Source organism: Rhizobacter sp. OV335 (genome assembly GCF_900142965.1).
GTDB lineage: Bacteria > Pseudomonadota > Gammaproteobacteria > Burkholderiales > Burkholderiaceae_C > Rhizobacter.
This window is the reverse complement of the sequence record NZ_FRCQ01000004.1, coordinates 103,511-127,746: the sequence shown is the minus strand read 5'-3', so window position 1 is coordinate 127,746 and position 24,236 is coordinate 103,511. Positions and strand designations below refer to the sequence as shown.

23 protein-coding genes are annotated in these 24,236 nt (G+C 69.0%); 6 read left to right on the top strand and 17 right to left on the bottom strand.

What is annotated here, in order from left to right; genetic code table 11:
• Nucleotides 1-27: 27 nt before the first annotated feature.
• Complete coding sequence (locus BUE42_RS05850) at nucleotides 28-210, bottom strand: antitoxin (RefSeq protein ID WP_235002129.1); 183 nt, start codon at nucleotides 208-210, stop codon at nucleotides 28-30.
• A gap of 171 nt (nucleotides 211-381) precedes the next feature.
• On the opposite strand from BUE42_RS05850, the gene BUE42_RS05845 reads away from it, so the two are divergent.
• From BUE42_RS05845 to BUE42_RS05830, 4 genes are read left to right on the top strand one after another with little or no spacing between them, the layout of a single operon-like run.
• A complete protein-coding gene (locus BUE42_RS05845) occupies nucleotides 382-975 on the top strand; it encodes a hypothetical protein (RefSeq protein ID WP_143171321.1) in 594 nt (197 codons plus the stop codon).
• A complete protein-coding gene (locus tag BUE42_RS33350; protein ID WP_073463654.1) occupies nucleotides 972-1,559 on the top strand; it encodes an RHS repeat-associated core domain-containing protein in 588 nt (195 codons plus the stop codon). The genes BUE42_RS05845 and BUE42_RS33350 overlap by 4 nt, the downstream gene beginning before the upstream one ends.
• A 35-nt stretch (nucleotides 1,560-1,594) precedes the next feature.
• Nucleotides 1,595-2,011 (top strand): hypothetical protein, encoded by a 417-nt coding sequence (locus BUE42_RS05835; protein WP_073463652.1) that lies wholly within the window; start codon nucleotides 1,595-1,597, stop codon nucleotides 2,009-2,011.
• 39 nt (nucleotides 2,012-2,050) lie between these two features.
• Nucleotides 2,051-2,629, top strand: a complete 579-nt coding sequence (locus tag BUE42_RS05830) for a hypothetical protein (RefSeq protein ID WP_073463650.1) — start codon at nucleotides 2,051-2,053, stop codon at nucleotides 2,627-2,629.
• 22 nt (nucleotides 2,630-2,651) lie between these two features.
• On the opposite strand, the gene BUE42_RS05825 is transcribed toward BUE42_RS05830, so the two are convergent.
• The 16 genes from BUE42_RS05825 to galM all read right to left on the bottom strand — a co-directional run bounded on the left by BUE42_RS05825 (nucleotide 2,652) and on the right by galM (nucleotide 20,208).
• Nucleotides 2,652-3,965, bottom strand: a complete 1,314-nt coding sequence (locus tag BUE42_RS05825) for a tetratricopeptide repeat protein (protein WP_073463648.1) — start codon at nucleotides 3,963-3,965, stop codon at nucleotides 2,652-2,654.
• 17 nt (nucleotides 3,966-3,982) lie between these two features.
• The gene (locus BUE42_RS05820) at nucleotides 3,983-4,945 is read right to left on the bottom strand and encodes a hypothetical protein (protein WP_073463646.1); all 963 of its coding nucleotides are present in this window, start codon (nucleotides 4,943-4,945) and stop codon (nucleotides 3,983-3,985) included.
• 10 nt (nucleotides 4,946-4,955) lie between these two features.
• Entirely contained in the window at nucleotides 4,956-7,685 is a 2,730-nt protein-coding gene (tssH, locus tag BUE42_RS05815; RefSeq protein WP_073463644.1) for a type VI secretion system ATPase TssH, read from the bottom strand.
• A gap of 18 nt (nucleotides 7,686-7,703) precedes the next feature.
• Entirely contained in the window at nucleotides 7,704-8,774 is a 1,071-nt protein-coding gene (tssG, locus tag BUE42_RS05810; protein WP_200798905.1) for a type VI secretion system baseplate subunit TssG, read from the bottom strand.
• Nucleotides 8,771-10,639 carry a type VI secretion system baseplate subunit TssF gene (tssF, locus tag BUE42_RS05805; protein WP_073463642.1) on the bottom strand — a complete coding sequence of 623 codons (1,869 nt, stop codon included), beginning with the start codon at nucleotides 10,637-10,639 and terminating at the stop codon, nucleotides 8,771-8,773. The genes tssG and tssF overlap by 4 nt, the downstream gene beginning before the upstream one ends.
• A gap of 13 nt (nucleotides 10,640-10,652) precedes the next feature.
• Entirely contained in the window at nucleotides 10,653-11,174 is a 522-nt protein-coding gene (gene tssE / locus BUE42_RS05800) for a type VI secretion system baseplate subunit TssE (protein ID WP_073463640.1), read from the bottom strand.
• The gene (locus BUE42_RS05795; protein ID WP_073463638.1) at nucleotides 11,171-12,007 is read right to left on the bottom strand and encodes a type VI secretion system accessory protein TagJ; all 837 of its coding nucleotides are present in this window, start codon (nucleotides 12,005-12,007) and stop codon (nucleotides 11,171-11,173) included. Before BUE42_RS05795 ends, tssE begins: the two co-directional genes overlap by 4 nt.
• 128 nt (nucleotides 12,008-12,135) lie before the next feature.
• The gene (locus BUE42_RS05790; protein ID WP_073463636.1) at nucleotides 12,136-12,624 is read right to left on the bottom strand and encodes an Hcp family type VI secretion system effector; all 489 of its coding nucleotides are present in this window, start codon (nucleotides 12,622-12,624) and stop codon (nucleotides 12,136-12,138) included.
• An 89-nt stretch (nucleotides 12,625-12,713) separates the two neighbouring features.
• The gene (locus BUE42_RS05785; protein ID WP_073463634.1) at nucleotides 12,714-13,196 is read right to left on the bottom strand and encodes an Hcp family type VI secretion system effector; all 483 of its coding nucleotides are present in this window, start codon (nucleotides 13,194-13,196) and stop codon (nucleotides 12,714-12,716) included.
• A 186-nt stretch (nucleotides 13,197-13,382) separates the two neighbouring features.
• The gene (tssC, locus tag BUE42_RS05780) at nucleotides 13,383-14,876 is read right to left on the bottom strand and encodes a type VI secretion system contractile sheath large subunit (protein ID WP_073463632.1); all 1,494 of its coding nucleotides are present in this window, start codon (nucleotides 14,874-14,876) and stop codon (nucleotides 13,383-13,385) included.
• A gap of 27 nt (nucleotides 14,877-14,903) precedes the next feature.
• A complete protein-coding gene (tssB, locus tag BUE42_RS05775) occupies nucleotides 14,904-15,416 on the bottom strand; it encodes a type VI secretion system contractile sheath small subunit (protein ID WP_073463630.1) in 513 nt (170 codons plus the stop codon).
• Nucleotides 15,417-15,466: 50 nt separating this feature from the next.
• Nucleotides 15,467-16,486, bottom strand: a complete 1,020-nt coding sequence (gene tssA, locus BUE42_RS05770) for a type VI secretion system protein TssA (RefSeq protein WP_073463628.1) — start codon at nucleotides 16,484-16,486, stop codon at nucleotides 15,467-15,469.
• Between the two features lie 111 nt (nucleotides 16,487-16,597).
• A complete protein-coding gene (locus tag BUE42_RS05765) occupies nucleotides 16,598-17,914 on the bottom strand; it encodes a HAMP domain-containing sensor histidine kinase (protein ID WP_073463626.1) in 1,317 nt (438 codons plus the stop codon).
• Nucleotides 17,911-18,612, bottom strand: coding sequence for a response regulator transcription factor (locus BUE42_RS05760; RefSeq protein WP_073463624.1), 702 nt, complete (start codon nucleotides 18,610-18,612; stop codon nucleotides 17,911-17,913). The genes BUE42_RS05765 and BUE42_RS05760 overlap by 4 nt, the downstream gene beginning before the upstream one ends.
• Nucleotides 18,613-18,622: 10 nt before the next feature.
• Entirely contained in the window at nucleotides 18,623-19,090 is a 468-nt protein-coding gene (locus BUE42_RS05755; protein WP_073463622.1) for a Spy/CpxP family protein refolding chaperone, read from the bottom strand.
• A gap of 95 nt (nucleotides 19,091-19,185) precedes the next feature.
• Nucleotides 19,186-20,208 carry a galactose-1-epimerase gene (galM, locus tag BUE42_RS05750; protein ID WP_073463620.1) on the bottom strand — a complete coding sequence of 341 codons (1,023 nt, stop codon included), beginning with the start codon at nucleotides 20,206-20,208 and terminating at the stop codon, nucleotides 19,186-19,188.
• An 89-nt stretch (nucleotides 20,209-20,297) separates the two neighbouring features.
• On the opposite strand from galM, the gene BUE42_RS05745 reads away from it, so the two are divergent.
• Both BUE42_RS05745 and BUE42_RS05740 read left to right on the top strand, forming a co-directional pair.
• Nucleotides 20,298-21,761 (top strand): potassium/proton antiporter, encoded by a 1,464-nt coding sequence (locus tag BUE42_RS05745; protein ID WP_073463618.1) that lies wholly within the window; start codon nucleotides 20,298-20,300, stop codon nucleotides 21,759-21,761.
• Nucleotides 21,758-24,229, top strand: coding sequence for a ligase-associated DNA damage response DEXH box helicase (locus BUE42_RS05740; RefSeq protein WP_073463616.1), 2,472 nt, complete (start codon nucleotides 21,758-21,760; stop codon nucleotides 24,227-24,229). The genes BUE42_RS05745 and BUE42_RS05740 overlap by 4 nt, the downstream gene beginning before the upstream one ends.
• The last annotated feature ends 7 nt before the right edge of the window (nucleotides 24,230-24,236 follow it).

Below are 24,236 nucleotides of genomic sequence, written 5' to 3'. Positions count from 1 at the left end.
GGGCTGTCCTCCATGTCGGGTAAGCCTTCATCCAGCGGCATCCCACGATGCCAGCAGATCCAGCAAACGGTTCTTGCGGAAGGGTGTGAGGATCAGGCGCTCACCTTCCTTGCGGATCAGCACCTCGGATCCTTCCATCTCGAACTCGCGAGGGATTCGAACCGCCTGATGGCGTCCGTCGCGAAACAGAGAGGCATGCCGCTCGGGCACTTGAATTTCCGATAGATGGGATGGCATGTGGCCAAGCATAGGCCAGACGCTTTTCAATCGTGCTTGCCTGAGCGGTAGCGGCGCAAGACCGCGCCGCTCACGAGGGCTTCTGCACTTTTTCTCCAAAGTCCCTGTCGAGACTCGCCGGCGAAGTCCAACCGGGGAGATGACATGGACCACACGCTGTCGAGCCCGCATCGCGGCGGGCGACGAGTTCGCGGCCTGATCAGGCGCTGGCTGGTGCCACCGCTGATCGCCTGCTTTGTCTTTCCAGCGATGGCGGCGCCAACGCCTGCAAAGAGCCAATCGGCCGCTGAGCACGATGGGGACCTCGCCATCGTGCGCGGCATCCTGATGCTGCCGGATTCCGAGATCGACCTCGCCACCGCCAAGCTGACGATCGACCGGCTGATGGATCCCGGCGTCGACGTGCAGGCAACGACCCACGAGCGGCAGGGTCTGCGCGAACAGCAACTGAAGATGTCTCGCATGGCGCTCGATCACAACCCGAGGGATGTGGCGATCCTCCTTCATCAGCATGCTGCGTGGCTGTGGTTCAGGAACCTGCTCGTCAATCGGTACGTGACGCCTGACGACGTGCCGGCTGCGGAGCGCGCATTGCTCGCGAGACACGACACCGCGCTTCGGGACCTGTACGAGCGGGCTTGGTCGCTCGGCTGGCGACCGCCGGATGCGCCGCAGGACGAAGCGGTTCGTCAGCGCGCCGCAAAGGCAAAGGCAACTCAACTGGAGAAAACGAAATGAACATCGCATCGGCTTTCGCCGCTCCGCTTCTGCTTGTCGTGCTGTGTCAGCCGGAGATTGCGGCTGCACGCTACGTGCAGAGCGATCCGATCGGACTGACGGGCGGAATCAACACCTACACCTACGGCGACGGAAATCCATTGAGCTATGTCGATCCGCAAGGGCTGGCGACGTGCGTCTATTCCGTCGGCACGGGGCGCATGGACTGCATGCGCAACGGGAGCGAGAAGTTCACGTGGTCAGGAAGCTTTGCCTCTGGCAACAACAGCGTCGCCGGATGCAAGAACAACGCGAGCTGTGAAAGCATGCCAAACGTCGGGCCGATTCCGAGAGGCTGTTGGCTCTGGAACGGAGGTGCGACCAGCAAGCCCGGCGGTCGAACGCTGGTGGCATTGCCACCGCAGTCGTCAACGCCGTTCGGTCGAGACCTTTTTCGAACACACAGCTGTCTGAACCCCTTCGGGCCATCGACGGCATCGCCCTATTGCTCGGAAGGGTGCGTGACCGGGACATCGAGTACTGTCTTCGATCTGAATGATTTAATCGACTCGGAACCTGGGAGCGTGATGTGCGTGGTCGATTGATTGCTGCGACTGGTCTACTGCTGGCTTCACTTCCGTTGCTGGCTGCCCCCGCAGATGAGGAACAGGATCGCATTGGCGGAAAGTTCATCTTCCAGATCGTGAGGATCCTGGCGACGACACCGGACCTGGATCGTGAAGCACACAGTGCGCTGGGCTCATCGCTGGAATTCATGTTTCTGCAGCTTCAGCGCTCTCCGACGAAATCGGCCGCAGAAGCTTTAGCGCAGACCGCTGTCCTTCAGATTGATGCAGGTGGAGGCGAAAGCAGGGACGAGGCCATTCTGTCGAAAGGAGCCGAGATGTTGCCGCTGCTCAAGAAGCTCTCGCTGGGAGACTACGGGCGTCTGTGTGCTGGCGCAATGAGCGCTGTCTGCATGAGCGAAAGCGACGTGGAGCGGTACGTCACCGATCTGTCTGACGCATTGGCTCACGGGCGGGTCGTTCCCGACTGAGTTCCTCCGGACGTGAAGGGTTCAGATTCACTGAGGTCGGTGGGCGCGGTGCTCTTCGGCGGCTTGGTGTCGTTCGCCGCCTCCGCAAGCGCCCAGCCGCCGGTGCAGCGATGTGCGGGAGCCGTGTGCCTGCGAGAGCCGCACCTGACGGAAGACGCGTTCGTCGAGAAGTTCGGGACAGGAGCGGTCTTGACGGATGCGGATGAGCCTCGGCGACATCAGCATTGCTTCTTCCTCGGCGCTTCGTCGCGATGGATTCTCTTCACGTTCGAGCGCGCCTCGACGCAGAGGACATCGGAGTTGGTGAGCATCCTGATCAGCAGCATCGAGCTTTGCACGATGCGCGTTCCTCCGAAGATGCGCATGGGACAGGCCGCCACCGAAGGTGGCGTCGCGCTGGGGCATCAACGAGCCGACATCGAGCGCGTCTTGGGTCGTCCGCATCGGCTGGATCAGGTCGCGGAGGGATCGAGCTCAGCGTCGAACATCAACGACTATTCCCCACGGCTGGGCCGAACCAGGCTCGTCTACGAGATCGAGAACGACACCTTGTTCAATTTCTTCTACCTGAGCGACTCGGGCGAGCTCAGCAGCATTCTCTTGGCCGACACCCCTTGATGTGCTTGCCGCCTTGCCGCCGTCACCGCCGAGCCGCCACCAACCACCCCGTCACCGGCTTCCCACCCTCCTGCCGCAGCGTCTCGCCGCTGATCTCCACCAGCGTGAACCCGTTCGCCGCCAGCGCCGCCTCCACATGCGCCCGCGCATGCGCATAGCGCCCATGCGGCTCCAGGTGGAACATCTCCGGGCGGTCGTCGGGCAGCGCCTCGACGGTGAACACCATCAGCCCGCCCGGCTTCACCGAGCCGCTCGCCGCCGCCATCAACGGCATCAGGTCGCCGAAGTAGCACAGCGTGTCGGCCGACAGCATCACGTCCCACTGGCCCGGTGATTCGCGCAGGAACTCGGTCAGCTCGGCCTTGTACAGGTCGCCGTAGACGCCCTTGGTCTGCGCGTGCTTCAGCATGCCGCCCGACAGATCCACGCCCACCAGCACGCGCGCCCACGGCGCCACCAGCGGGCCGCACAGGCCGGTGCCGCAACCGGCGTCCAGCACGGTGAACTGCTGCGCCGCCGGCGGCAGCAGCCGCGCCAGCAGCTGCGCACACAGCTGCGGCGCGCGGTAGTCCAGCCGCTCGTTCAGCTGCGTCTCGAAGCTGTCGGCGAAGTGGTCGAAGGTGTACTCGACATAGTCGTCCGAGGCCCGCTCCGGCGCGCCGCTGCCGGAGCACGCGGCGAACATGTGCTGCGCCATCGGGTGGCCGGGCTCGTCGGCCAGCCACTGGCGGAACACCTCGGCCGCCTCGCGCACCTTGCCCATCGTGTAGTAGGTCATGCCCAGCAGCTTGCGGCCGTCCGGGTGCTCGGGCAGCAGCTCGATCGACTTGCAGTACCAGCGGATCGACTCCGGCAGGTCGTCCTGCGCGGCCGCCAGCAGCCCCAGGTTGTTGTGCGCGTTCAGGTGCCGCGGGTCGAGCTCGATCGCGCGCAGGTAGGCGGCGCGCGCATCGGCCGGGCGCTTCTGCGCGCGGTACAGCGAGCCGAGGTTGTTCTGCAGGTCGGCGCTGCCCGGCTGCAGCGCGCCCGCGCGCTCGTAGGCCGCGGTGGCCTCGGGCAGCTCGTGGCGCGACACATGGATGTTGCCGAGGTTGTTGTGGTAGCCCGCGTAATCGGGCACCAGCTCGATCGCACGGCGGATCGACGCGATGCCTTCGTCGCCGCGGCCGGTCTGGTGCAGCACCATGCCCAGCAGGTGCAGCGCGTCGGGGTGGTCCGGCGCCACCGCGAGCACGCGGCGGTAGACCTGCTCGGCGCCTTCGAGCTGCTGGTTCTGGTGCAGCCCGATCGCGTACTGCAGCGCTTCGTCGAGGCTGAGGTCAGCGGGTTCGCTCACGGTGCGGTCCTCAGGACTCACATGTCCCCGAGCGTCGCGCCCAGGCGGTTGTTCGGCACGATCATCGGCACGCCGCCGCTCAGCAGCATCAGCACGTAGGCCAGCCGGGCGGCGCGCTTGTTGCCGTCGGTGAAGGCCTGCGTGGTGATGATCGCGCCCATCAGGTACAGCGCCAGCTCGTACCAGTCGTCGCTGCCCTGCGTCGGCATCGGCGAGGTGCTCAGGTCGGACAGCACGTCGCCCAGCACCTTCGCACCGCCGACGTTCGACGGGTACTTCTGCATGCCGGCGGCGTTGTTCCAGCCCCGATAGGCCGGTGCCAGCGGCACCATCCGCTGCCAGGCCGCCTGCAGCGGCGCGAGGTTGCCGCCCAGCGGGAAGCTGCCGTCGCGCTTGACCAGCCCGAGCAGCACCTGCGAGTAGGCCGACGCGTCGCCCTGCACGCCGTTCGTCAGCCAGGCCAGGCCCCGGGCTTGGTCGAGCGAGCGCTCGGAGCGCGGCGGCACCGCCGGCACGCCGGACTTCGGGGCCACCGGCGGCGGGGCCTGGTAGTAGCTGTCCTCGGACTGCGTCTCGGCCCGCAGCTGCGGCAGCAGCAGCTTGGAGCCGGCCTTGCCCTTCAAGCCGTTCGCGTAGGCCGCGCGCCGCTCGATCAGCTTCAGGTCCATCTCGAACATGCCTTCGATCGCGGTCATGAAGAAGTTCAGGCCGGCCGCGTCGGCAAAGCGCAGCGCGCTCGGGTTGCCGAAGTTCGCATTGGTGCCGAAATGCCAGAAGCCGTCGGCGCCCATCGCGCGCAGCGATTCGGTGAAGGCGTTGTCGAACGCGACACCGGCCGGCAGCAGGCCCACCGCCTGGCTGTATTGCCGGTAGATCGGCCGCGGCCGCACCGTGTTGATGAACTGCGTCCTGTCCATCGTGATCGGGCCGGCCGGCGCGACGTACGGGGCGACCTTGGGCTTGCTGTCGAAGAGGGCCATGGATGTGTCCTCAGAACCCGTAGTGGAAGTTGTTGTCGACGACGCTGACCTTCACGCGCTCGATCGGCGTGCCGTCCATCATCCGCGTCAGGAACTCCTTCGAGATGTCCGGCAGCATCGTGTTGGTCAGGATCGCGTCGATCATGCGGCCGCCCGATTCGCTCTCGGTGCAACGGCTCACGACCAGCTTGACCACGTCGTCGCCGACCTCGAACGGGATCTTGTAGCGCGTCTCGACGCGCTTCTTGATGCGCCCGAGCTGCAGCTTGACGATCTGCCCGAGCATCTCGTCCGACAGCGGGTAGTACGGGATCGTCACCAGCCGGCCGAGCAGCGCCGGCGGGAAGATCTTCAGCAGCGGCTCGCGCAGCGCCTTCGCCAGCCCCTCGGCCTCGGGCATCAGCTCCGGGTCCTTGCACATGTTGGCGATCAGCTCGGTGCCGGCGTTCGTCGTCAGCAGGATCAGCGTGTTCTTGAAGTCGATGAAGCGGCCTTCGCCGTCTTCCATGAAGCCCTTGTCGAACACCTGGAAGAACATCTCGTGCACGTCGGGGTGGGCCTTCTCGACCTCGTCGAGCAGCACCACCGAATACGGTTTGCGCCGCACCGCCTCGGTCAGCACGCCGCCTTCGCCGTAGCCGACGTAGCCGGGCGGCGCGCCCTTCAGCGTCGAGACGGTGTGCGCCTCCTGGAACTCGCTCATGTTGATCGTGATCAGGTTCTGCTCGCCGCCGTACAAGGCCTCGGCCAGCGCGAGCGCCGTCTCGGTCTTGCCGACGCCGGAGGTGCCGGCCAGCATGAACACGCCGATCGGTTTGCTCGGGTTGTCGAGCCCGGCCCGCGAGGTCTGGATGCGCTTGGCGATCATCTCCATCGCATGGTCCTGGCCGATCACGCGCTGGCTCAGCAGCGAAGCGACCTTCAGGATCGTTTCCATCTCGTTGCGCGCCATGCGGCCGACCGGGATGCCGGTCCAGTCGCCGACCACGCTGGCCACCGCCTGGTAGTCCACCGTCGGCAGGATCAGCGGGTGCTCGCCCTGCAGCGTGGCGAGTTCGGCCTGCACCTTCTTCAGCTCGGCCAGCGTCGCGGCGCGGTCTTCATCGGACAGCTTCGGCATCTCGGCCGTTGCCGTGGCCGCCACCGTCGCTGCAACCTTCTCGGCGTTCTTCTCCAGCGCGCTGCCGGTGCCCTCGACCGCGCCGGCCACGCCGCGCAGTTTCGAGCGCAGCGCGAGCAGCGTGTCGACCAGGCCCTTCTCGGTCGCCCAGCGCGTCTTCAGCTCGTCGAGCCGCTTGCGCTCGATGCCGAGCTGCTCGGTGACGAGCGCGCTGCGTTCACGCGTGTCGATGCCGATCGCCGATTCGCGGCCGATGATGCCCTGCTCGGTCTCCAGCGCTTCGATGCGCTTGCTGCAATCGTCGACCTCGGCCGGCGTCGCATGCAGGCTGACCGCGACGCGCGCGCACGCGGTGTCGAGCAGGCTGACCGACTTGTCGGGCAGCTGGCGCGCCGGGATGTAGCGGTGGCTCAGCTTCACCGCCGCCTCCAGCGCCTCGTCAAGGATCTGCACCTTGTGGTGCTTCTCCATCGTCGACGCCACGCCGCGCATCATCAGGATGGCCTTCGGCTCGTCCGGCTCGTCGACCTGCACGCTCTGGAAGCGCCGCGTCAGCGCCGGGTCCTTCTCGATGTACTTCTTGTACTCGGCGAAGGTGGTCGCGCCGATGGTGCGCAGCTGGCCGCGCGCGAGCGCCGGCTTCAGCAGGTTGGCGGCGTCGCCGGTGCCGGCCGCGCCGCCGGCGCCCACCAGCGTGTGCGTCTCGTCGATGAACAGGATGATCGGCTTCGCGCTCGCCTGCACCTCGTCGATCACCGAGCGCAGCCGCTGCTCGAACTCGCCCTTCATGCTGGCGCCGGCCTGCAGCAGGCCGACGTCGAGCGCGCGCAGCTCCACGTCCTTCAGGGCCGGTGGCACGTCGCCGCGGGCGATGCGCTGCGCGAAGCCTTCGACGATGGCCGTCTTGCCGACGCCGGCCTCGCCGACCAGGATCGGGTTGTTCTGGCGCCGGCGCATCAGGATGTCGACCACCTGGCGGATCTCGTCGTCGCGGCCGACGATCGGGTCCATCGTGCCGCCGCGGGCCTGCTCGGTCAGGTCGGTCGTGAAGCGCTTCAGCGCCTCCTGCTTGCCCATCGCCGCCGGCGCGATGGCCTCGCTGGCCTCGCCCGGCGCGCCACCGTCGCTGGCGGCCTGCGCATGCTCGGGGGAACTCGCCAGCAGCGAGCCGAAGCGGTCGATCAGGTCGTCGAGCTTGATGCGCTCGAACTGCTTGCTGATGGCCAGCAGCGCATTGCGCAGCGACGGCGTCTTCAGCGCGCCCACCAGCAGGTAGCCGGTGCGCACCTGGCGGTCGCCGAACATCAGCGAGCCGTAGACCCAGCCGCGTTCGACCGCGTTCTCGACGATGCTCGACAGGTCGGTCACCGAGGTGGCGCCGCGCGGCAGCCGGTCGAGCGACTGCGTCAGGTCGGCCACCAGCTGCGCGCCGTCGAGCTCGTAGTGCTTGACGATGCGGTGCAGGTCGCTGTCGTTGCCGTTGAGGATCTGGTAGATCCAGTGCTGCAGCTCGACGTACGGGTTGCCGCGCAGCTTGCAGAACACCGTGGCGCCTTCGATGGCCTTGTAGGCGATCGGGTTGAGCTTGCCGAAGAGGGCGGTGCGACTGATTTCAGCCATGGTCGTTCCTTGGGTCCCTTAGGTGGAGGAAGGCGAACCTGCGGCATGCATCTGCGCCGGGTTCAGGAGGAGTTCGCCGCGGTCGGGGTGCGGTGTCTTGCGGCCGAGCCAACTGGTCAGGCCGAGCGCGGCCGGGGCGGCGTTCGACAGGCCGAGTGCCGGCACCGCGCTGCCCTGCAGGATCAGCCGCAGGTCCCACAGCATCTCGAAGCCGAGCAGCTGGCGCATCCAGTCGCGCAGCTCGACGAGCGAGCGCTGGCCGGGCAGGAACTGGCGGTACTGCGCGAGCGTCAGCGGCCCGATGTGCAGCCGCAGCTTGTACTGGCGGTCCCAGACCTTGCTGCCGGCCACTGCCGAGACACCGAGCGCCGCGCCCATGCTGCCGCGCCCGCCGAGGCGGGTGCGGTCTTCGGGCCGCAGCGGCAACCAGTGGCCGACGTGCGACTCGACGCGGATCGGCACCGCGAAATACTGGCGCAGCACCTTGACGATCGATTCGGGCCGGCGCGTCGCGCTCGCCAGGTGGCCGCCCACGAAGCGCTTGGCGGCATCGGGCACCTGGTCGGCGCGGCGCAGCGTGGCCGGCGCCTGGCCGAACAGCGCGCTGACCCATTTCGCGAATTGGTCGTCGCTCGCGCGGTCGGCTTGCACGGCCGGCTGCGACTGCGCCCAGGCGCGGTAGAACAGCAGCAGCATGCGGTGGTGGAACATGTCGGCGAAGCGCGCGAAGGTGGCGTCGCCGTGGTTGCGCAGCCGGTCGCGCGCGTGTTCGGTGTAGTGCAGCGGCAGCGGCCCCATCGGGCCGAACAGCCCGAAGAAGCGCACACCGAGCCGCGGCACGGTGCGCTCGTTCGCTTCGAACGACATCACGCCGGCCGGCGCGAAATCGAGCTCCGGGTCCTGGCCCAGCCGCACCGGCTCCCCGCCGGGCCGCAGCGCCGAGCCGAGCCGCGGCGACTGCGGCCACAGCGCATCGATCTGGCGCAGCACCGCGAAGAAGTCGTGCGCCCACGGCTGCTTCGCGATCTCGTCGAACAGCCGGGTGCGGCGTTCGTGCAGGGCTTGCGGGTCCGGCGGTGGCGTGCTCACAGCATCGCCTTCGATCCGATGCGCGGTTGCGATCGGAGGATCTCGCCGCGCGTCGCCGAGCGGACGATGGTTTCTGAAAAGCTGTTGGCCGACGCATGCCGGGCGTAGAAGTGCTCCAGCACGCAGCCGAGCAGAAAGGCGCTCGAGCCCTGGAAGCCGAGCTCGTCGACGGTGGTCGTCACCTCGACGCCGCAGCCGAAGGTCAGCGGCCCGGGGAAGGGCAGGCGGCGCACCACCGCGCGCGCGTCCACCGCCTGAATGCCCTCGACCTGCTTGGCCCAGCTGACGTCCTGCTCCGGCCCGTGCAGCGCCATCAGGCTGCGCAGCGCCGAGGCGGCGCGGCGCGGGTCTTCGCCGGCGATGCTCAGGTAGTTCAGCGTCAACAGGCTCACCAGCGACCAGCCGACATCGCCGCGCGCGATGCGCTGCACCGGCCGCGACGGGCCGCGCATCGTCTCGATGCGGCCGGCTGGCCCGGCGACGTCGAGCGCCCAGGTGCTGGCCGAGCCGGGCAGCAGCGTCGGCAGGTCGCGGTTGGTGACCAGCGCGGTCAGCGAGACCTGGCGGATGTCTTCGCGGTACGGCGCGTTGCGCGGGTCGACCAGCGACAGGAACACTTCCTGGCCGATGTAGGCCGAGCGCGGACCTTCGAGGCGCTGCCGGCTCGACAGCAGGCGCGGCTCGCGGCGCAGCGTGTAGAACGCCCCGTGGTTGCGCGACTCTTCGTGGAAGGTCGCGTACAGCGGCAGGAAGCGCTGCTCGGCGACCTGGCCGGTGCCGAAGCCGGTCACGCTCTCGATCGTGTGGACCTCGTAGTCCATCGGCCGCGTGCGGTCGGGCACCGCATGGTGCTCGAAGCTGCCCGGGCCGAGCTGGATGCGGTCGAGCCGCTTCGGGAACAGGTTGATCGCCGGCGTGCAATACAGCGCGAGGCTGTTCGCGTCGACCAGCGATTCGAGCGCCGGCTCGCCGCGCCCGAACAGCAGCACGATCTCGCACTCGCTGCTCTCGATGCGTGCCAGCCGCCGCGCCAGGTCGGTGACCGAGAAGAACAGGAAGCGCTGCGGCAGCGCCGCGTACTCCTGCAGCAGCCGGTGGCCGCTGAAGCCGCGCAGCGTGTCGGGCAGCAGCGCCTGGTCGTCGTCGTAGCCGACCGCCTCGACCGAGGCGGCATCGGCATAGCCCTGGTTCGGCGAGCGCGCCGCGCCGCCCTGCACCCAGGTCGCGAGGCTCGCGCCCAGCACCAGCTCGTGCAGGCGGAACGCGACGTCGTCGCCGGCGCTGATGTAGAAGCTCAGCTGCTCCATCGGCAGCTGGCTGAACTTGAGGCCGGCGCTCGCCTTCAGCCGGATGCGCAGGCCGCCGCGCACCTGGCGGGCCGGCGGCAGGTGCGCGATCGGCAGGTCGGGCGCGTGCGTGAAGTACTGCACCGCATCGATCTCGACCGGCCACAGCATCACGTCGTGCGCGGTGCGGAATTCGCAGCGGGTGTTCTGGCCGCGCACCATGTCGCTGTGCAGCGCGCTGCCGCGCTTGACGCTGAAGCCGCGCGCCAGGTTCGGGTCGAGCGGATCGGGCCGCATGCGCGCGATCATCGTCGACGGCATCGGCGACAGGAAGCCGGGGTAGACGGTCTCGAGCAGGTGCTGGATCAGCCGCGGGTGCTCGGCGTCGATCTTCAGCTGCACGCGCGCAGCCAGGAAGGCGAAGCCCTCCAGCAGGCGCTCGACATACGGGTCGGTGACCTCGACGCCGTCCATCGACAGGCGCGCGGCGATCTTCGGGAATTCTTTCGCGAACTCGGCGCCGACCTCTTTCAGGTGGCCGAGTTCGTCGTTGTACAGGCGAAGCAGGTTCGGATCCATCGGGAGCGGCTGCTCAGGTTCTGCGTTTCAGGGAGCTGCCGGCGGCGTCGCGCACCTCGATCTGGCCGGCCTCCAGGTCGACCTGGGTGCGCAGCAGCAGCTCCAGCGGCACCGGTTGGGCCCACATGAAGCCGCGGATCTCGAACTCGATCACGTTGTGCGTGTCGAGCACGCTGGACGGCTCGAGCGCACGCACGTCGAGCGAGTCTTCCATCACGCGCGGCTCGAAGCGCAGGATGGCCTGCTTGATCGTGCGTTCGAGCAGCGGCACGTCGATGCGCGACGCGAGCTGGCCCGACATCGGCGGCAGCCCGAAGTTGATGACCGATTCTCCCGCCAGCGGGTACTGCTCCGACAGCAGCGGCATCGGCTTCACTGCATTCAGCAGCCACGACAGGTCGCGCAGCACCGCCTCGCGGATCTGCGCCTTGTTCATCACGCGGCTGTCATCGGACTCGACGCGCGAATGCGGCTCGAGGTCGGTCAGGCGGTCGAGCAGGACCGGCTGCAGGCGATCACGTACCTCTTGGGTCACGGTGCAACGGGTTCGTCGTCGTCTTGCACCGGCAGCGGATCGAGCGTGATCTCGCGCACCGCGAGCAGGTCGCTGTCGTGCTCGCCGAGCGCCAGCACGCGCTGGCCGATGCCGCGGAAGTGCTCTTCATTCAGCGCCTGCCACTCGGTGCGGCGCGCCAGCTGCGCGAGCGCGTCGCCTTCGGTCGCGGTGCCGGGGTAGCGGGTCGGGATCAGCGCGACCGACTGGCCGCCGTTGGTGAACTCGAGCTGCGCGGCACTCCACACCATGTCGCGCAGGTCGGCCGGTTCCTCGATCGTGATCTTCGCCAGCGCGCTGAACGGCACCCAGCAGTAGCGGCCGTTGATCAGCGCTTCGAGCACCGGGCCGAGCCGCGAATCGGCATCGGCGATCCAGTCGAACGGCTGGCCGTTCAGCGTGCCCGGCGTCGGCGGCGCGGCCTCGAACGCATCGGTGCGCAGCTTCGCGGCCAGCGCCGCATCGCCGCGTGCATCGGCCATCAGCGCCTCGACCAGCCAGGCCACCCAGGCCTGCGGCCGGCCGAACACCATCGGCGTGGTCTTGCCGGCGAACACCGCCTCGCGCAGCGTCTCGCACTTCAGCGCCTCGCGGTAGGTGTTGACCATCGGCAGCGTCGACGCGTCGAGCTCGCCGCACACCTCCAGCTGCGTCATCGCGCGCGGCCACTGGCCGAGCACGCACAGCAGCTGGAACAGGAAGACGCGCAGCTTCGGGTCCGCCGGCTTGGCGCGCACGCCGTCCTGCAGGCTTTTCAGCGCGGCATCGGTGCGGCCCTCGCGCAGTGCTTGCTCCGCAGCTTGTACTGGGGTCATGAAAAAACTCCGAACTGACAAACGTTCGCGCGCACGGACCGAGCGGACGCCGCGGAACCGGCTTTGCCGGGCCGCTGGCGGCGCCCCCTTGAGGGGGAGGCGCCGAAGGCGCTTCGGGGGTGGGTCATTCAACCTGCCTGTACTTCGTTCTCGAAGGTGTTGACGCCCTTGGCGGCGCCGGCAAGGTCTTGCGCGCGGTACTCGACCTTCACCTTGAAGAAGGCGATGCGGATCTCCTCGATCAGCTCCGGTGCGCCATCGGTCTCGTTGCGCAGCCGGTGCGACAGGATGCGCGCCTTCTCGGCGGTGATCGTCAGGTACGGGATCGATGCCGCGCCGCCGGCCTTGTGCACCGCCAGCGTCGCCTTCTTGATGACTTCATTGCTGCGCAGCGCCGACATCAGGCCGGTGCTGGCCGAATCGACGCGCTTGCGCACGACCAGTTCCTGCATCGTCGTGCGGGCGGCCGCGCTGCCGAAGGCCGTGGCATTGCCGTCCAGGCCCCAGCTCCAGCCGACGACCTCGATCTCGTCGGTGTGATTGGCATCGCGCGATTCGCCCTTGATCGGGCCCTGCGCCGTGCCCTCGACCTTCAGGTACATGTCGGCCTTGGCCATGGTCTTTCCTTGCTGGCGTTTTCAAAAAGGGATCGCCACGAAAAGGCCCGAAGGCCGATCCGTGGCGTGCGCAGGAAGCCTGCGACCGATCACTTGACTTCGTTCTTCTCGCGATCGATGCCGACGGTGCTGGTGGAACCCTTGCCGCCGGTGTCCGACTGCGTGGTGTATTCCATCTTGAACTTCGCGAAGTTCAGGCTGATGTTTTCCGTCAGCCGGTCTTCGCCGCCGCTGCCGCCGGTGGAGAGCGACGACACGATGACGCTCTCGAGCGTGATCTTGATGTACTCGAGCGGCTTGTCGCCGGCCTTGCGCACGGTCAGCACGGCCTGCTTGATGTGCGTGCCCTTGAAGCTGGCCATCGCCAGTGCGGTCGACGACGCGTCGACGTACTTGGTCAGCGACAGGTCCTGGATGCTGACCTTGCCCGAACCGCCGCCGGCGCCGTTGCCGAACGAGGCGCTCTGTGCGCAGCCCCAGTTCCATGCCAGGACGTCGATCTCGTCCTTGTGCGAGCTGTCCTTCGACTCGCCCTTGATGTCACCGATCTTGATGAACATGTCTACAGCCATGATGCTTCTCCTTCAACTAAGTTGACCCGCTTGTGGGATGCCGGGAGAGGGGTGCCGCGACGTCTGGGTATTCCGTCGCGCGCCCGGCGTTTCTGTTTCGTTCCCGGCAAGCTGAACCTCCCGGGCTGCGATGCGCGTGGCGCGCCGTGGGAGGTTCCACGCCGGCCACGCTTTCCTGTACCTGGATCAGGCCGCCTTCTGGGAGGGCAGCTTCGAGACCAGGCGCAGAGACACTGTCAAACCTTCCAGCTGGTAGTGGGGGCGCAGGAAGAACTTCGAGCTGTAGTAGCCCGGGTTGCCCTCGACCTCTTCCACCACCACCTCGGCCGCCGCCAGCGGGCGACGCGCCTTGGTGTCTTCCGACGAGTGGGCAGGATCCCCATCGACGTAATTCATGATCCAGTCCTGCAGCCAGCGCTGCACCTCGTCGCGTTCCTTGAACGAGCCCACCTTGTCGCGCACGATGCACTTCAGGTAGTGCGCGAAGCGGCAGGTCGCGAACAGGTACGGCAGGCGCGCGGCCAGGTTGGCGTTGGCGCTCGCGTCGGGATCGTCGTACTCGGCCGGCTTCTGCAGCGACTGCGCACCGATGAAGGCCGCGAAGTCGGAGTTCTTGCGGTGCACCAGCGGCATGAAGCCGTTCTTGGCCAGCTCGGCCTCGCGCCGGTCGCTGATCGCAATCTCGGTCGGGCACTTCATGTCGACACCGCCGTCGTCGGTCGGGAAGGTGTGCGTCGGCAGGCCCTCGACCGCGCCGCCCGACTCGATGCCGCGGATGCGCGAGCACCAGCCATACTGTTTGAAAGAACGATTGATATTGACCGCCATCGCGTACGCCGAGTTCGCCCAGGTGTACTTGGTGTGGTCGGCGCTGCCGGTGTCTTCCTCGAAGTTGAACGCCTCGACCGGGTTGGTCTTCGCGCCGTACGGGATGCGCGCCAGGAAGCGCGGCATCGCGAGGCCGATGTAGCGGGCGTCGTCCGATTCGCGCAGCGAGCGCCAGCCGGCGTATTCGGGCGTCGTGAAGATCTTGCTCAGGTCGCGCGGGTTCGCGAGTTCCTGCCACGAGCCCATCTGCATCAGGCCCGGGTCGGCGGCGGCGATGAACGGCGAGTGGGCCGCAGCCGAGACCTTGGCGATCTCGCCCAGCAGCTCGACGTCGGGCGGGGTCTGGCCGAAGTAGTAGTCGCCGACCAGGCAGCCGAACGGCTCGCCGCCGAACTGGCCGAACTCTTCTTCATAGACGCGCTTGAAGATCGGGCTCTGGTCCCAGGCCGTGCCCTTGTAGCGCTTCAGCGTCTTGCCGAGTTCCTGCTTGCTGATGTTCATCACGCGGATCTTCAGCTGCTCGTCGCTCTCGGTGTTGTTGACGAGGTGGTGCAGCCCGCGCCACGCGCTTTCCAGTTGCTGGAATTCGGGGTGGTGCATGATCAGGTTGATCTGCTCGCTGAGCTTCTTGTCGAGCTCGGCGATCATCGCCTCGATCGAGTTGACGACATCGGTGCCGATCAGCTTGGTCTGCGACAGCGCTTGCTGCGCCAGCGTGAGGATCGCGGTCTCGACCGCGGATTTCGCCTCGTCGCTCTTGGGCTTGAATTCCTTGTTCAACAGGCTCGCGAAATCGCCGCCCTGGAATTCGACGCCCTGCAGCGCGGAGGATTGGTTCTGTGCTTCTGCCATTGCGTTCTCCTATGACTCGCGCTGCGCTTACTCGGCCTTCGGCTCGTCGCCGGCCTTCTTGGCCCCGGCCAGGCTGCTCAGCAGCGCCGGATCGGCCATCACCTTGGCCAGCAGTTCCTCGGCACCGCTCTTGCCGTCCATGTAGGTGATCAGGTTCGACAGCTGCTGGCGGGCTTCGAGCAGCTTGCGCAGCGCGTCGTTGTTGCGCGCGATGGCGGCCGGCGAGAAGTCGTCCATGCTGTTGAAGGTGAGGTCGACGCTGACGTTGCCTTCGCCGGTCAGCGTGTTGGGCACCTGGAACGCGACGCGCGGCTTCATCGACTTCATGCGGCTGTCGAAGTTGTCGACGTCGAACTCGAGGAACTTGCGGTCGGCCACCGGCGCGAGCGGATCGGCCGGCTTGCCCGACAGGTCGGACAGCACGCCCATCACGAACGGGAGCTGCACCTTCTTCTCGGCGCCGTAGAGCTCCACGTCGTATTCGATCTGGACGCGCGGCGCACGGTTGCGGGCGATGAATTTCTGACTGCTGGTGGCCATGGTGGACTCCTCTGGGGCGGGTTCGGTGGTTTAGGGCCTGTTGACCTGATTCACTGGTCGGGACTGCCGGCGATGCGTTCGACCTGGCCGAGGCCGTCGGACGCGAGGTCGCGGATGATGTCCATGAAATTCTTGCCCATCAGCCGCTGCGCGCGGCGGATCAGCAGCGGCGCCGGGTTGCTGGGCTCGTTGCGTTCGATCCATTCGCAGACGCGGTCGAGCGTGCGGCTCACGTCTTCGCGGCTGCGCAGTGCGCCGACCGCGACGGCGCTGCCGCCGGTGGCCGCGCCGCCGGCATCGGCGCCGTCGGAGGCTTCAGCGGCGGCCGCTTCGGCATCGGAGGCCAGCGCCTGCGCGGCGGCGCTCGCCAGGCACTGGGCCAGCACGCGCAGCGGACGCAGCTCGGGGCCCTGGCTGCCGCCGACCTTGTCGATCAGCACCGCCTCGATGCGGGCCATTTCGTCGCCGGTCTGCTTCAGCGCGGCCAGCGTGCCGGGGGTCTGGGCCTCGGCCGCCTTCAGCGCCTGCTGCACGCCTTCGGCCGTGGGCACGGTTTCGCTGCTGCCGGGCTGGGCCTTGCCGGCGGCGAGTTCGATCTGGCGCACGGTGAGCTGGGAGCGGCCGCCGCCGACCGGGGCGTGGCGCAGGTCAGCGAGGCCGAACGACGGGTCGACCAGCGGCGCCAGTGCGTTCAGGCGCATCGTCGGGTCGTTGTTGTCGTCGGCGTCGAGCAGCGGGTAGGCGTGGTCCCAGTGGCGTTCCAGCAGGCCGGCGATCAGCGCCAGCGCGCCGGCATAGGCCGTCACACCGTGCTGGCGGGCGCCGGAGCGGGCCAGCAGCACGGCCACGCGCAGGTCGCGGGTGCGTTCGGCGAGCTGGCGGGATTGCTCGAAGACGGTGCGCCAGTCGGGGTCTTCGGCCGGGATCACGGTGTCGCCGAACTGCTGCTCGGGCTTGCCGCGCGAGGCTTCTTCCAGCGCGAGGAACGCCGGGTCGTACTCCAGATCGGGCCCGCAGGGCGCGTCGTCGGAGAGCGGCGCCAGCAGTTCTTCGACGGGGAGGGCGTTCATGGAGGTGCGCGACGGCAGACAGTGACGATGGGGTGGACTCTAGAAAGGAGGGGAGCCCTCCACATCTGCCGAAAGTCACTTCTTCACGTTCAGGCCTCGCTTGTGCCCGGTTCAGGCCCCCGCGTCCGAGGGGGTGGAATCGAACCGGACCGAGACCTCGAGCCCCGGTTCGGCGGCCCGGATCTGCAGCGCGCTGCCGTGCGCCTGCGCGACCAGCCGGCACAGGTAAAGCCCGAGGCCGACGCCGCCGGTGGTGCGCTGGCGCGAGCGGTCGAGCCGGTAGAAGGCCTCGCTGAGCTGCGCCAGCTGCTCCGGCGGCACGCCCGGGCCGTGGTCGCGCACGCTGAGCGTCACGCTGCCGTCATCGCCGAGCCGGGTGCTGACGACGGGCGGCCGGGTGGCGTCGGCGGCATGGCGCAGCGCGTTGTCGACCGCATTGCGCAGCAGCAGCCGCACCCGCACCCGGTCCAGCGCCAGCATCGGCAGCGCCGGCGCGAGCTGCTGCTCGACCGGCTGGCCGGCGAAATGTGTCGCCAGCGTGTCGACGACCAGCGCGTTCAGGTCGGTCGGCTCGCGTTGCAGCGCGGCATGGCCGGACGCGAGGCGCTCGCTTTCGAGCAGGTCGCTGACCAGGTCGCGCATCTCGGCCAGGTCGCGCAGCAGCGCGCTGCGCTCGGGGCTGTCGTCGACCAGCTCGGCATTCACCCGCGCCCGCGTCAGCGGCGAGCGCAGCTCATGGCTGATGGCCAGCAGCAGGCCGCGCTTCGCGTCGAGCATCGCGCGGATCTCCTGCGCCATCGTGTTGACCTGGCGGGCCAGCTCGCCGAGCTCGTCGTCGCGCCGCACCGGAATCGCGTCGTCGAACTCGCCGCGGCCGAAGCGGATCGCGCCGGCGCGGATGTCGTCCAGCGGGCGCAGCAGGTGCCGTACATGCCGGAACGCGATCCAGGTGATCGCGAGCAGCAGCGAGAGCGTCCCCCAGCCGACCCATTTCGGGTGGGCGGCCGGGCTGGGCGGCGCGAGGCCGAACACCAGCCGGTGGCCGTCGGCCAGCGTGCGGATGTGCACCATTCCTTCCTGGTTGCCGGGTGACGGAACGCGCTGCCACGGCGCCGAACGCTGGGGGTGCGAGTCCCATTGCACCTGCGGCCCGTCGATGTGCAGCGAGATCGGCAGCCGCGCGACCAGCGCCTTCGCGCGCTCGACGTCGGGGGGCGTTCCGATGTCGGCGGCCAGCAGCGTGACGTAGTCGGCCAGCAGCGGCCGCCCCCAGCCCTGCCAGCCCAGGCGCACGATCTCCTTCATGCCGACCAGGAAGATCACCGTGGTGCCGATCGCCAGCAGCAGGAACAGCCGCACCAGCTTCCACTTCAGCGAGTGCTTCACCCGCTGGCGGGCCTGGTGCCAGGGTCGGGACCAGGGATTCATTCAGCGTGGTTCCCGATGCGCCCCGCGGCGAAGCGGTAGCCTGCATTGCGCAGCGTCTTGATGCAGTCCAGCGGTTCAAGCTTCTTGCGCAGCCGGCTGACGAGGATGTCGACGGCGCGGGTGACGAGGTCGTCGGCCGACTGGCCGCGCAGCTGCTCGAGGATTTCCTCGCGCGTGAACACCCGGCCGGGCATCTTGGCCAGCAGCGCCAGCAGCGCGAACTCGGTGCTGGTGAGTTCGAGCACCTGGCCGTCGCGGCGCGCCTCGTGGCGTTCGAGGTCGATCTGCAAGCCGTCGAAGTTCAGCACCGTCGCGACGCCCAGGCGCAGCGAGACCGGCCGCGTGCGGCGCAGGATGGCCTGCATGCGCACCAGCAGCTCGCGCGGCTCGAAGGGCTTGGGCAGGTAGTCGTCGGCACCGAGTTCGATGCCGACGACGCGGTCCATCACGTCGCCGCGCGCGGTCAGCATCAGGATCGGGATGTCGCTGAAGCGGCGGATCTCGCGGCAGACCTGGAAGCCGTCCATCTCGGGCAGCATCACGTCGAGGATCGCGAGGTCGTAGGCGTGGTCGCGCAGCAGCGGCAGCGCGGCGCTGGGCCGCGTCACCGCATCGAGGTCGAGGTCGTGGCGGTGGAAGTAGGTCCGCAGCGGCCCCGCCAGGTGCTCGTCGTCGTCGATCAGCAGGATGCGTTGCATGGACGGATTGTCAGCTCCACGGCCCGTGCCTCCGCTGCAGGAAGTCTCGCACCTGCCGCTGCTGCTCCGGCCGCAGGCTGTCGTAGAAATCCCCGACCGCCGCCACCAGCTTCGGGCTGCCGTCGCGCACGCTCGCGAGCTTGCCGTTGATCAGGTCCTGCGCATGCCAGCGGTCGAAGGTGCCGTCGCCCATCAGCGCCTGGAACTGTGCGCGCGGATCGGCGCTGCCGCGCAAGGCCTGGCGCTGCTGCTGCAAGGTGTCGATCAGCACGCCGAGCCGCGCCTGCTGCACCGCGTCGAGGTCGAGGCGGCGGGTCGCGTGGTCGATCGCCCGCGACTTGAAGCGCGCGACATCGGCCTCGCTCATCGATTCCCAGCGCCCGAAGCCGTGCGGGTGCTGCGACCAGGCCGCGAAGCCGCCGAACAGGGCCGAGGCGCCGAAGACGCCGATCAGGGTGCGTTTGAGCCAGGGTCGCATGAAGATTCCTCCTGCAGGTGTGAACATGGCCTGCATGGTCGGCGCTGCGGCACCCGGCGGCTTGTCGTGGCGGTATCGCTGTGTTTCGTTTCTTTTCAGCGCACCGCGAACACGTAGTGCAGCGCCTGCTCGAAGCGCTGCCCCGGCCGCAGCACGCAGCCCGGCCACTCCGGGTGGTTCGGCGTGTCGGGCGAGTACTGCGGCTCGAGCGCGAAGCCGGCGTGCTGCGCATAGGTGGCGCCGGCCGTGCGCGTCGGCGTGCCGGGCAGGTAGTTGCCGCTGTAGAACTGCAGCGCCGGCAGCCGCGTGTGCAGCGCGAGCGTGACGCGGCCGTCGCCCGACAACACCTCGGCGGCCGGCGCCCGGCCGTCGGCGCAGGCGTCGTCGAGCCAGTACGAGTGGTCGTAACCGCGCGTGAGCTGCTGCTGTTCGTCGCGCATCAGCGCTTCGCCGATCGGGCGCGGCGTGCGGAAGTCGAAACCGGTGCCGGCCACGTCGCGCCGCTCGCCGGTCGGGATCGATTCGGCATCGATCGGCAGGAACTGCTGCGCCGCGATGCGCAGACGGTGCGCGCGGATGTCGCCGGCGGGCGCGTCGCCATCGAGGTTGAAGTAGGCGTGGTTGGTGAGGTTGACCGGGCACGGCGCGCTGACGGTGGCGCTGAGCTCGACGTGCACGCTGAGGTCGTCGCCGAGCCGGTAGCGCACGGTGGTCTCCATGCGGCCCGGGTAGCCCTGGTCGCCGTCTTCGCTGACCAGCGACAGCACCAGCTCGGCCGGCGTGTGCGAGACCAGCGTCCACAGCCGCTTGTCGAAGCCGACCGGCCCGCCGTGCAGCTGGTTGCGGCCTTCGTTCGCTGCCACGCTCACCTCGCGCCCGTCGACTGGAAAGCGCGCGCCGCCGATGCGGTTGGCATAGCGGCCGATGGTCGCGCCGAGGTAGCCGGTCTGTCGGCGGTAGTCGTCGAGGCGCGCACAGCCCAGCAGCACCTCGCGCGCTGCGCCGCCGGGCAGCGGCACGCGGCAGGACACCCAGGTGGCGCCATGGTCCATCACCTGGATGGAGAGGCCGGCGGCGTTGGTCAGCGTGAAGACGGCGGTATCGAGGTCGAGGCTCATGCGGATGTGGCGGATGTAGGCGAAGGACTGCAGCGAAATCAGCCCGCCAGTGTGCCTCGGGTTGAGGGTCCTCTGCTAAGGTCGGCCGGATGCACGCCTTCCACCTCCTGCTGCTGGCGAGCGGGCTGTTGATGTTCGTCAGCCTGCTCGCGGGGGTGTTCTCGGCGCGGCTCGGCCTGTCGTTCCTGCTGGTGTTCCTCGCCGCGGGCATGCTGATCGGCGTTGACGGCCCGGGTGGCCTGCGCTTCGACGACACGCAGATGACGGCCTGGGTCGGCAACGCCGCGCTCGCGGTGATCCTGCTCGAAGGCGGCATCAGCACGCCGATGGCCAGCGTGCGCGTGGGGCTGAAGCCTGCGCTGTGGCTGGCGACGCTGGGCGTGATGCTGACGGCGCTGGTGATCGGCGCGGTCGCGATGGGGGTGATGGGCGTCGACTGGCGCTACGGCTTCCTGCTCGGCGCGATCGTCGCGTCGACCGACGCGGCGGCGGTGTTCTCGCTGCTGCGCCACGCCGGCATCCAGCTGCCGGAGCGGGTGTCGGCGACGCTCGAGATGGAGTCCGGCCTGAACGACCCGATGGCGGTGTTCCTGACGCTCGCGATGACGGCCGTGATCCGCACGCATGCCGGGGCGGGCGAACTCGCGCTGCTGCTGGCACAGCAGGCCGGCTTCGGCCTCGCGATCGGGCTGGCCGGCGGCTGGGGCGTTGCATGGCTGCTGAACCGGCTGACGCTCACCGTCGAGCACAGCGGCCTGCTCGCGCTGATCGTGCTGTCAGGCGGGCTGGTGGTGTTCGCCGCGGCGGGGCTGGTCGAGGGCTCGGGCTTCCTCGCGGTGTACCTGTTCGGGCTGCAGGTGCGCGCGCGGGCCGAGGCGGCGGCGCATGCCGCGTCGTCGGCGCTCGACGGCTTTGCCTGGGCCGCGCAGGCCAGCCTGTTCATGCTGCTCGGGCTGCTGGTGTCGCCGCGGCAGATGATCGGCATGGCGGTGCCGATCGTCGCGGTGGTGGCGGCACTGCTGTTCGTCGCGCGGCCGCTGGCGGTGTGGCTGTGCCTGGCGCCGCTGCGCTTCCCGGCGGCGCAGCGGCTGTTCATCGGCTGGGTGGGCCTGCGCGGTGCGGTGCCGATCGTGCTGGCGCTGGTCCCGCTGATGGCCCAGGTGCCCGACAGCTACCGCTTCTTCAACGTCGCGTTCGGCGTGGTGCTCGCGTCGCTGCTGATGCAGGGCATCTCGCTGCGCTGGGTGGCGAACCGGCTCGGCGTGGTCGAGCCGCCGGCGCTGCCGCCCGACACCGAGCGCGCGGTGCAGGGCCGGCTGACGCTCGATGCCCACCTGCCGCTGGCCGACGTGTTCGCGTTCTTCCAGCTGCCGGTGCCGCACAACGCCGGGCCGTCGCTCGGGGATTGGCTGACCGACAGCCTGGCGCGCGGCCATGCCGAGGGCGACGGTGTCGACTGGCACGGCGCGCACTTCGCGGTGAGCGAGATGGTGGAAGGGCGGGTGTCGCGGGTGGCGATGGCGCTGCGCTCGCGGGACCCGCAGGCGGAATGAACCGGCGGGCGAAAGGGAATGAGCTGCAGCGCGAGGCCGGCCTCGGCGCGCGCTGGTTCGCGCAGCGCGGCTGGAAGCCGTTCCCGTTCCAACGCGAGGTCTGGGCCGCGATGGCCGACGGCCGCAGCGGCCTGCTGCACGCCACCACCGGGGCCGGCAAGACCTACGCGGTGTGGTTCGGCGCGCTCGCGAACGCCGCGCGCTGCGGCATCGACCCGCTGGCGCCGCAGGCCCCGCGGCTCGGCGTGCTGTGGATCACGCCGATGCGCGCGCTGGCCGCCGATTCGGCGCGCGCGTTGCAGGTGCCGCTGGCCGAGCTGGGCAGCGGCTGGAGCCTGGGCCTGCGCACCGGCGACACCGCCTCGGCCGAGCGCGCGCGGCAGGACCGGCGCTTCCCGACCGTGCTCGTGACGACGCCCGAATCGCTGAGCCTGATGCTCACGCGCGAGGCCGCGCGCGACGAACTCGCCGGCGTGCACACCGTGATCGTCGACGAGTGGCACGAGCTGATGGGCAACAAGCGCGGCGTGCAGGTGCAGCTGGCGCTGGCGCGGCTGAAGCGCTGGAACCCCGGCCTCGTCACCTGGGGCCTGAGCGCGACGCTCGGCAACCTCGACGACGCGATGCGCGTGCTGCTCGGCGACACGCCCGGCACCGCAGTGCGCGGCGGCCTCGACAAGACGCTGGTGATCGACACGCTGCTGCCGCACGAGCCCGGCCGCTTCTCGTGGGGCGGGCACCTGGGCAAGCAGATGCAGCAGCCGGTGGTCGACGAGATCGAGCGCTCCGGCACGACGCTGGTGTTCGTGAACATGCGCTCGCAGGCCGAGGCCTGGTACCAGATGCTGCTGGAACGGCGCCCGGAGTGGGCCGGCAGTGTCGCGCTGCACCACGGCTCGCTCGACCCTGCGGTGCGCGAGTGGGTGGAGCTCGGGCTGAAGGAGGGCCGGCTGAAGGCGGTGGTCGCGACCTCGTCGCTCGACCTGGGGGTCGATTTCTTGCCGGTCGAGCGGGTGCTGCAGATCGGCTCGGCCAAGGGCGTCGCGCGGCTGCTGCAGCGCGCCGGCCGCAGCGGCCATGCGCCGGGGCGGCCGAGCCGCATCACGCTCGTGCCCACCAACACGCTGGAGCTGGTGGAGGCGGTGGCCGCGCGTCGGGCCGCGCAGCTCGGCCGCATCGAGAAGCGCGCGACGCCCGACAAGCCCTTCGACGTGCTGGTGCAGCACCTGGTGACGGTGGCGCTCGGCGGCGGCTTCACCGCCGACGCGCTGTACGGCGAGGTGATCACGGCCCATGCCTACCGCACGCTCACGCGCGACGAGTTCGACTGGGCGCTGGCCTTCGTCGAGCAGGGCGGCACCAGCCTCACGGCCTACCCGGAATACCACCGCGTGCAAGCGATCGACGGCGTCTACCGCGTGCCCGACCGCGGCATCGCCCGCCGCCACAAGCTGCAGGTGGGCACGATCGTCGCCGACTCGGCGATGCAGGTGAAGTACCTGAGCGGCGGGCGCATCGGCACGGTGGAAGAGGGCTTCATTTCGCGGCTGCGCGCGGGCGACTGCTTCGTCTTCGCCGGCCGCACGCTGGAGTACGTGCGCACGCAGGAGATGACGGCTTACGTGCGGCGCGCCGAGGGCCGCAAGGGCCTCGTGACGAACTGGAACGGCAGCAAGATGCCGCTGTCGAGCGAGCTGGCCGACGCGGTGCTGGAGGTGCTGGCCGCGGCCGATGCCGGCGATTTCGACGCGCCGGAGCTGCAGGCCGCGCGACCGATGCTGAACGCGCAGCAGCGCATCTCGCGGCTGCCGACGCCGGGCACGCTGCTGGTCGAGCGCATCCGCTCGCGCGAGGGCCAGCACCTGTTCCTGTACCCGTTCGGCGGGCGCAACATGCACATCGGCCTCGCGAGCCTGCTGGCCTGGCGGCTGGCGCGCGACGCGCCCAACACCTTCAGCATCTCGATCAACGACTACGGGCTGGAGCTGCTGAGCGCGTTGCCGATCGACCCGCAGCCGCTGCTGGCGGGCGCGCTGTTCGGCGACGAGCACCTGCAGGACGACGTGCTCGCGAGCCTGAACTCCAGCGAGCTGGCGCGAAGGCGCTTCCGCGAGATCGCGCGCGTGGCGGGATTGATCTTCACCGGCTACCCGGGGCAGGCCAAGAGCGCGCGCCAGCTGCAGGCGTCGAGCACGCTGTTCTACGAGGTGTTCCGCAAGTACGACGGCGGCAACCGGCTGCTCGGGCAGGCGGAGAACGAGGTGCTGAGCCAGGAGCTTGATATCCGGCGGCTCGCCGCCAGCTTGGAGCGCATGCGCGGGCAGCGCATCGCGTTCGTCGAGCTCGCGGTGCCCAGCCCGTTCGCGTTGCCGCTGATGGTGGAGCGCTTTCGCGAGAAACTCAGCACCGAGAAGCTCAACGACCGCCTGGCCCGCATGCTCAAGGACATGGAGCGCGCGGCAGGCTAGTGTCAAC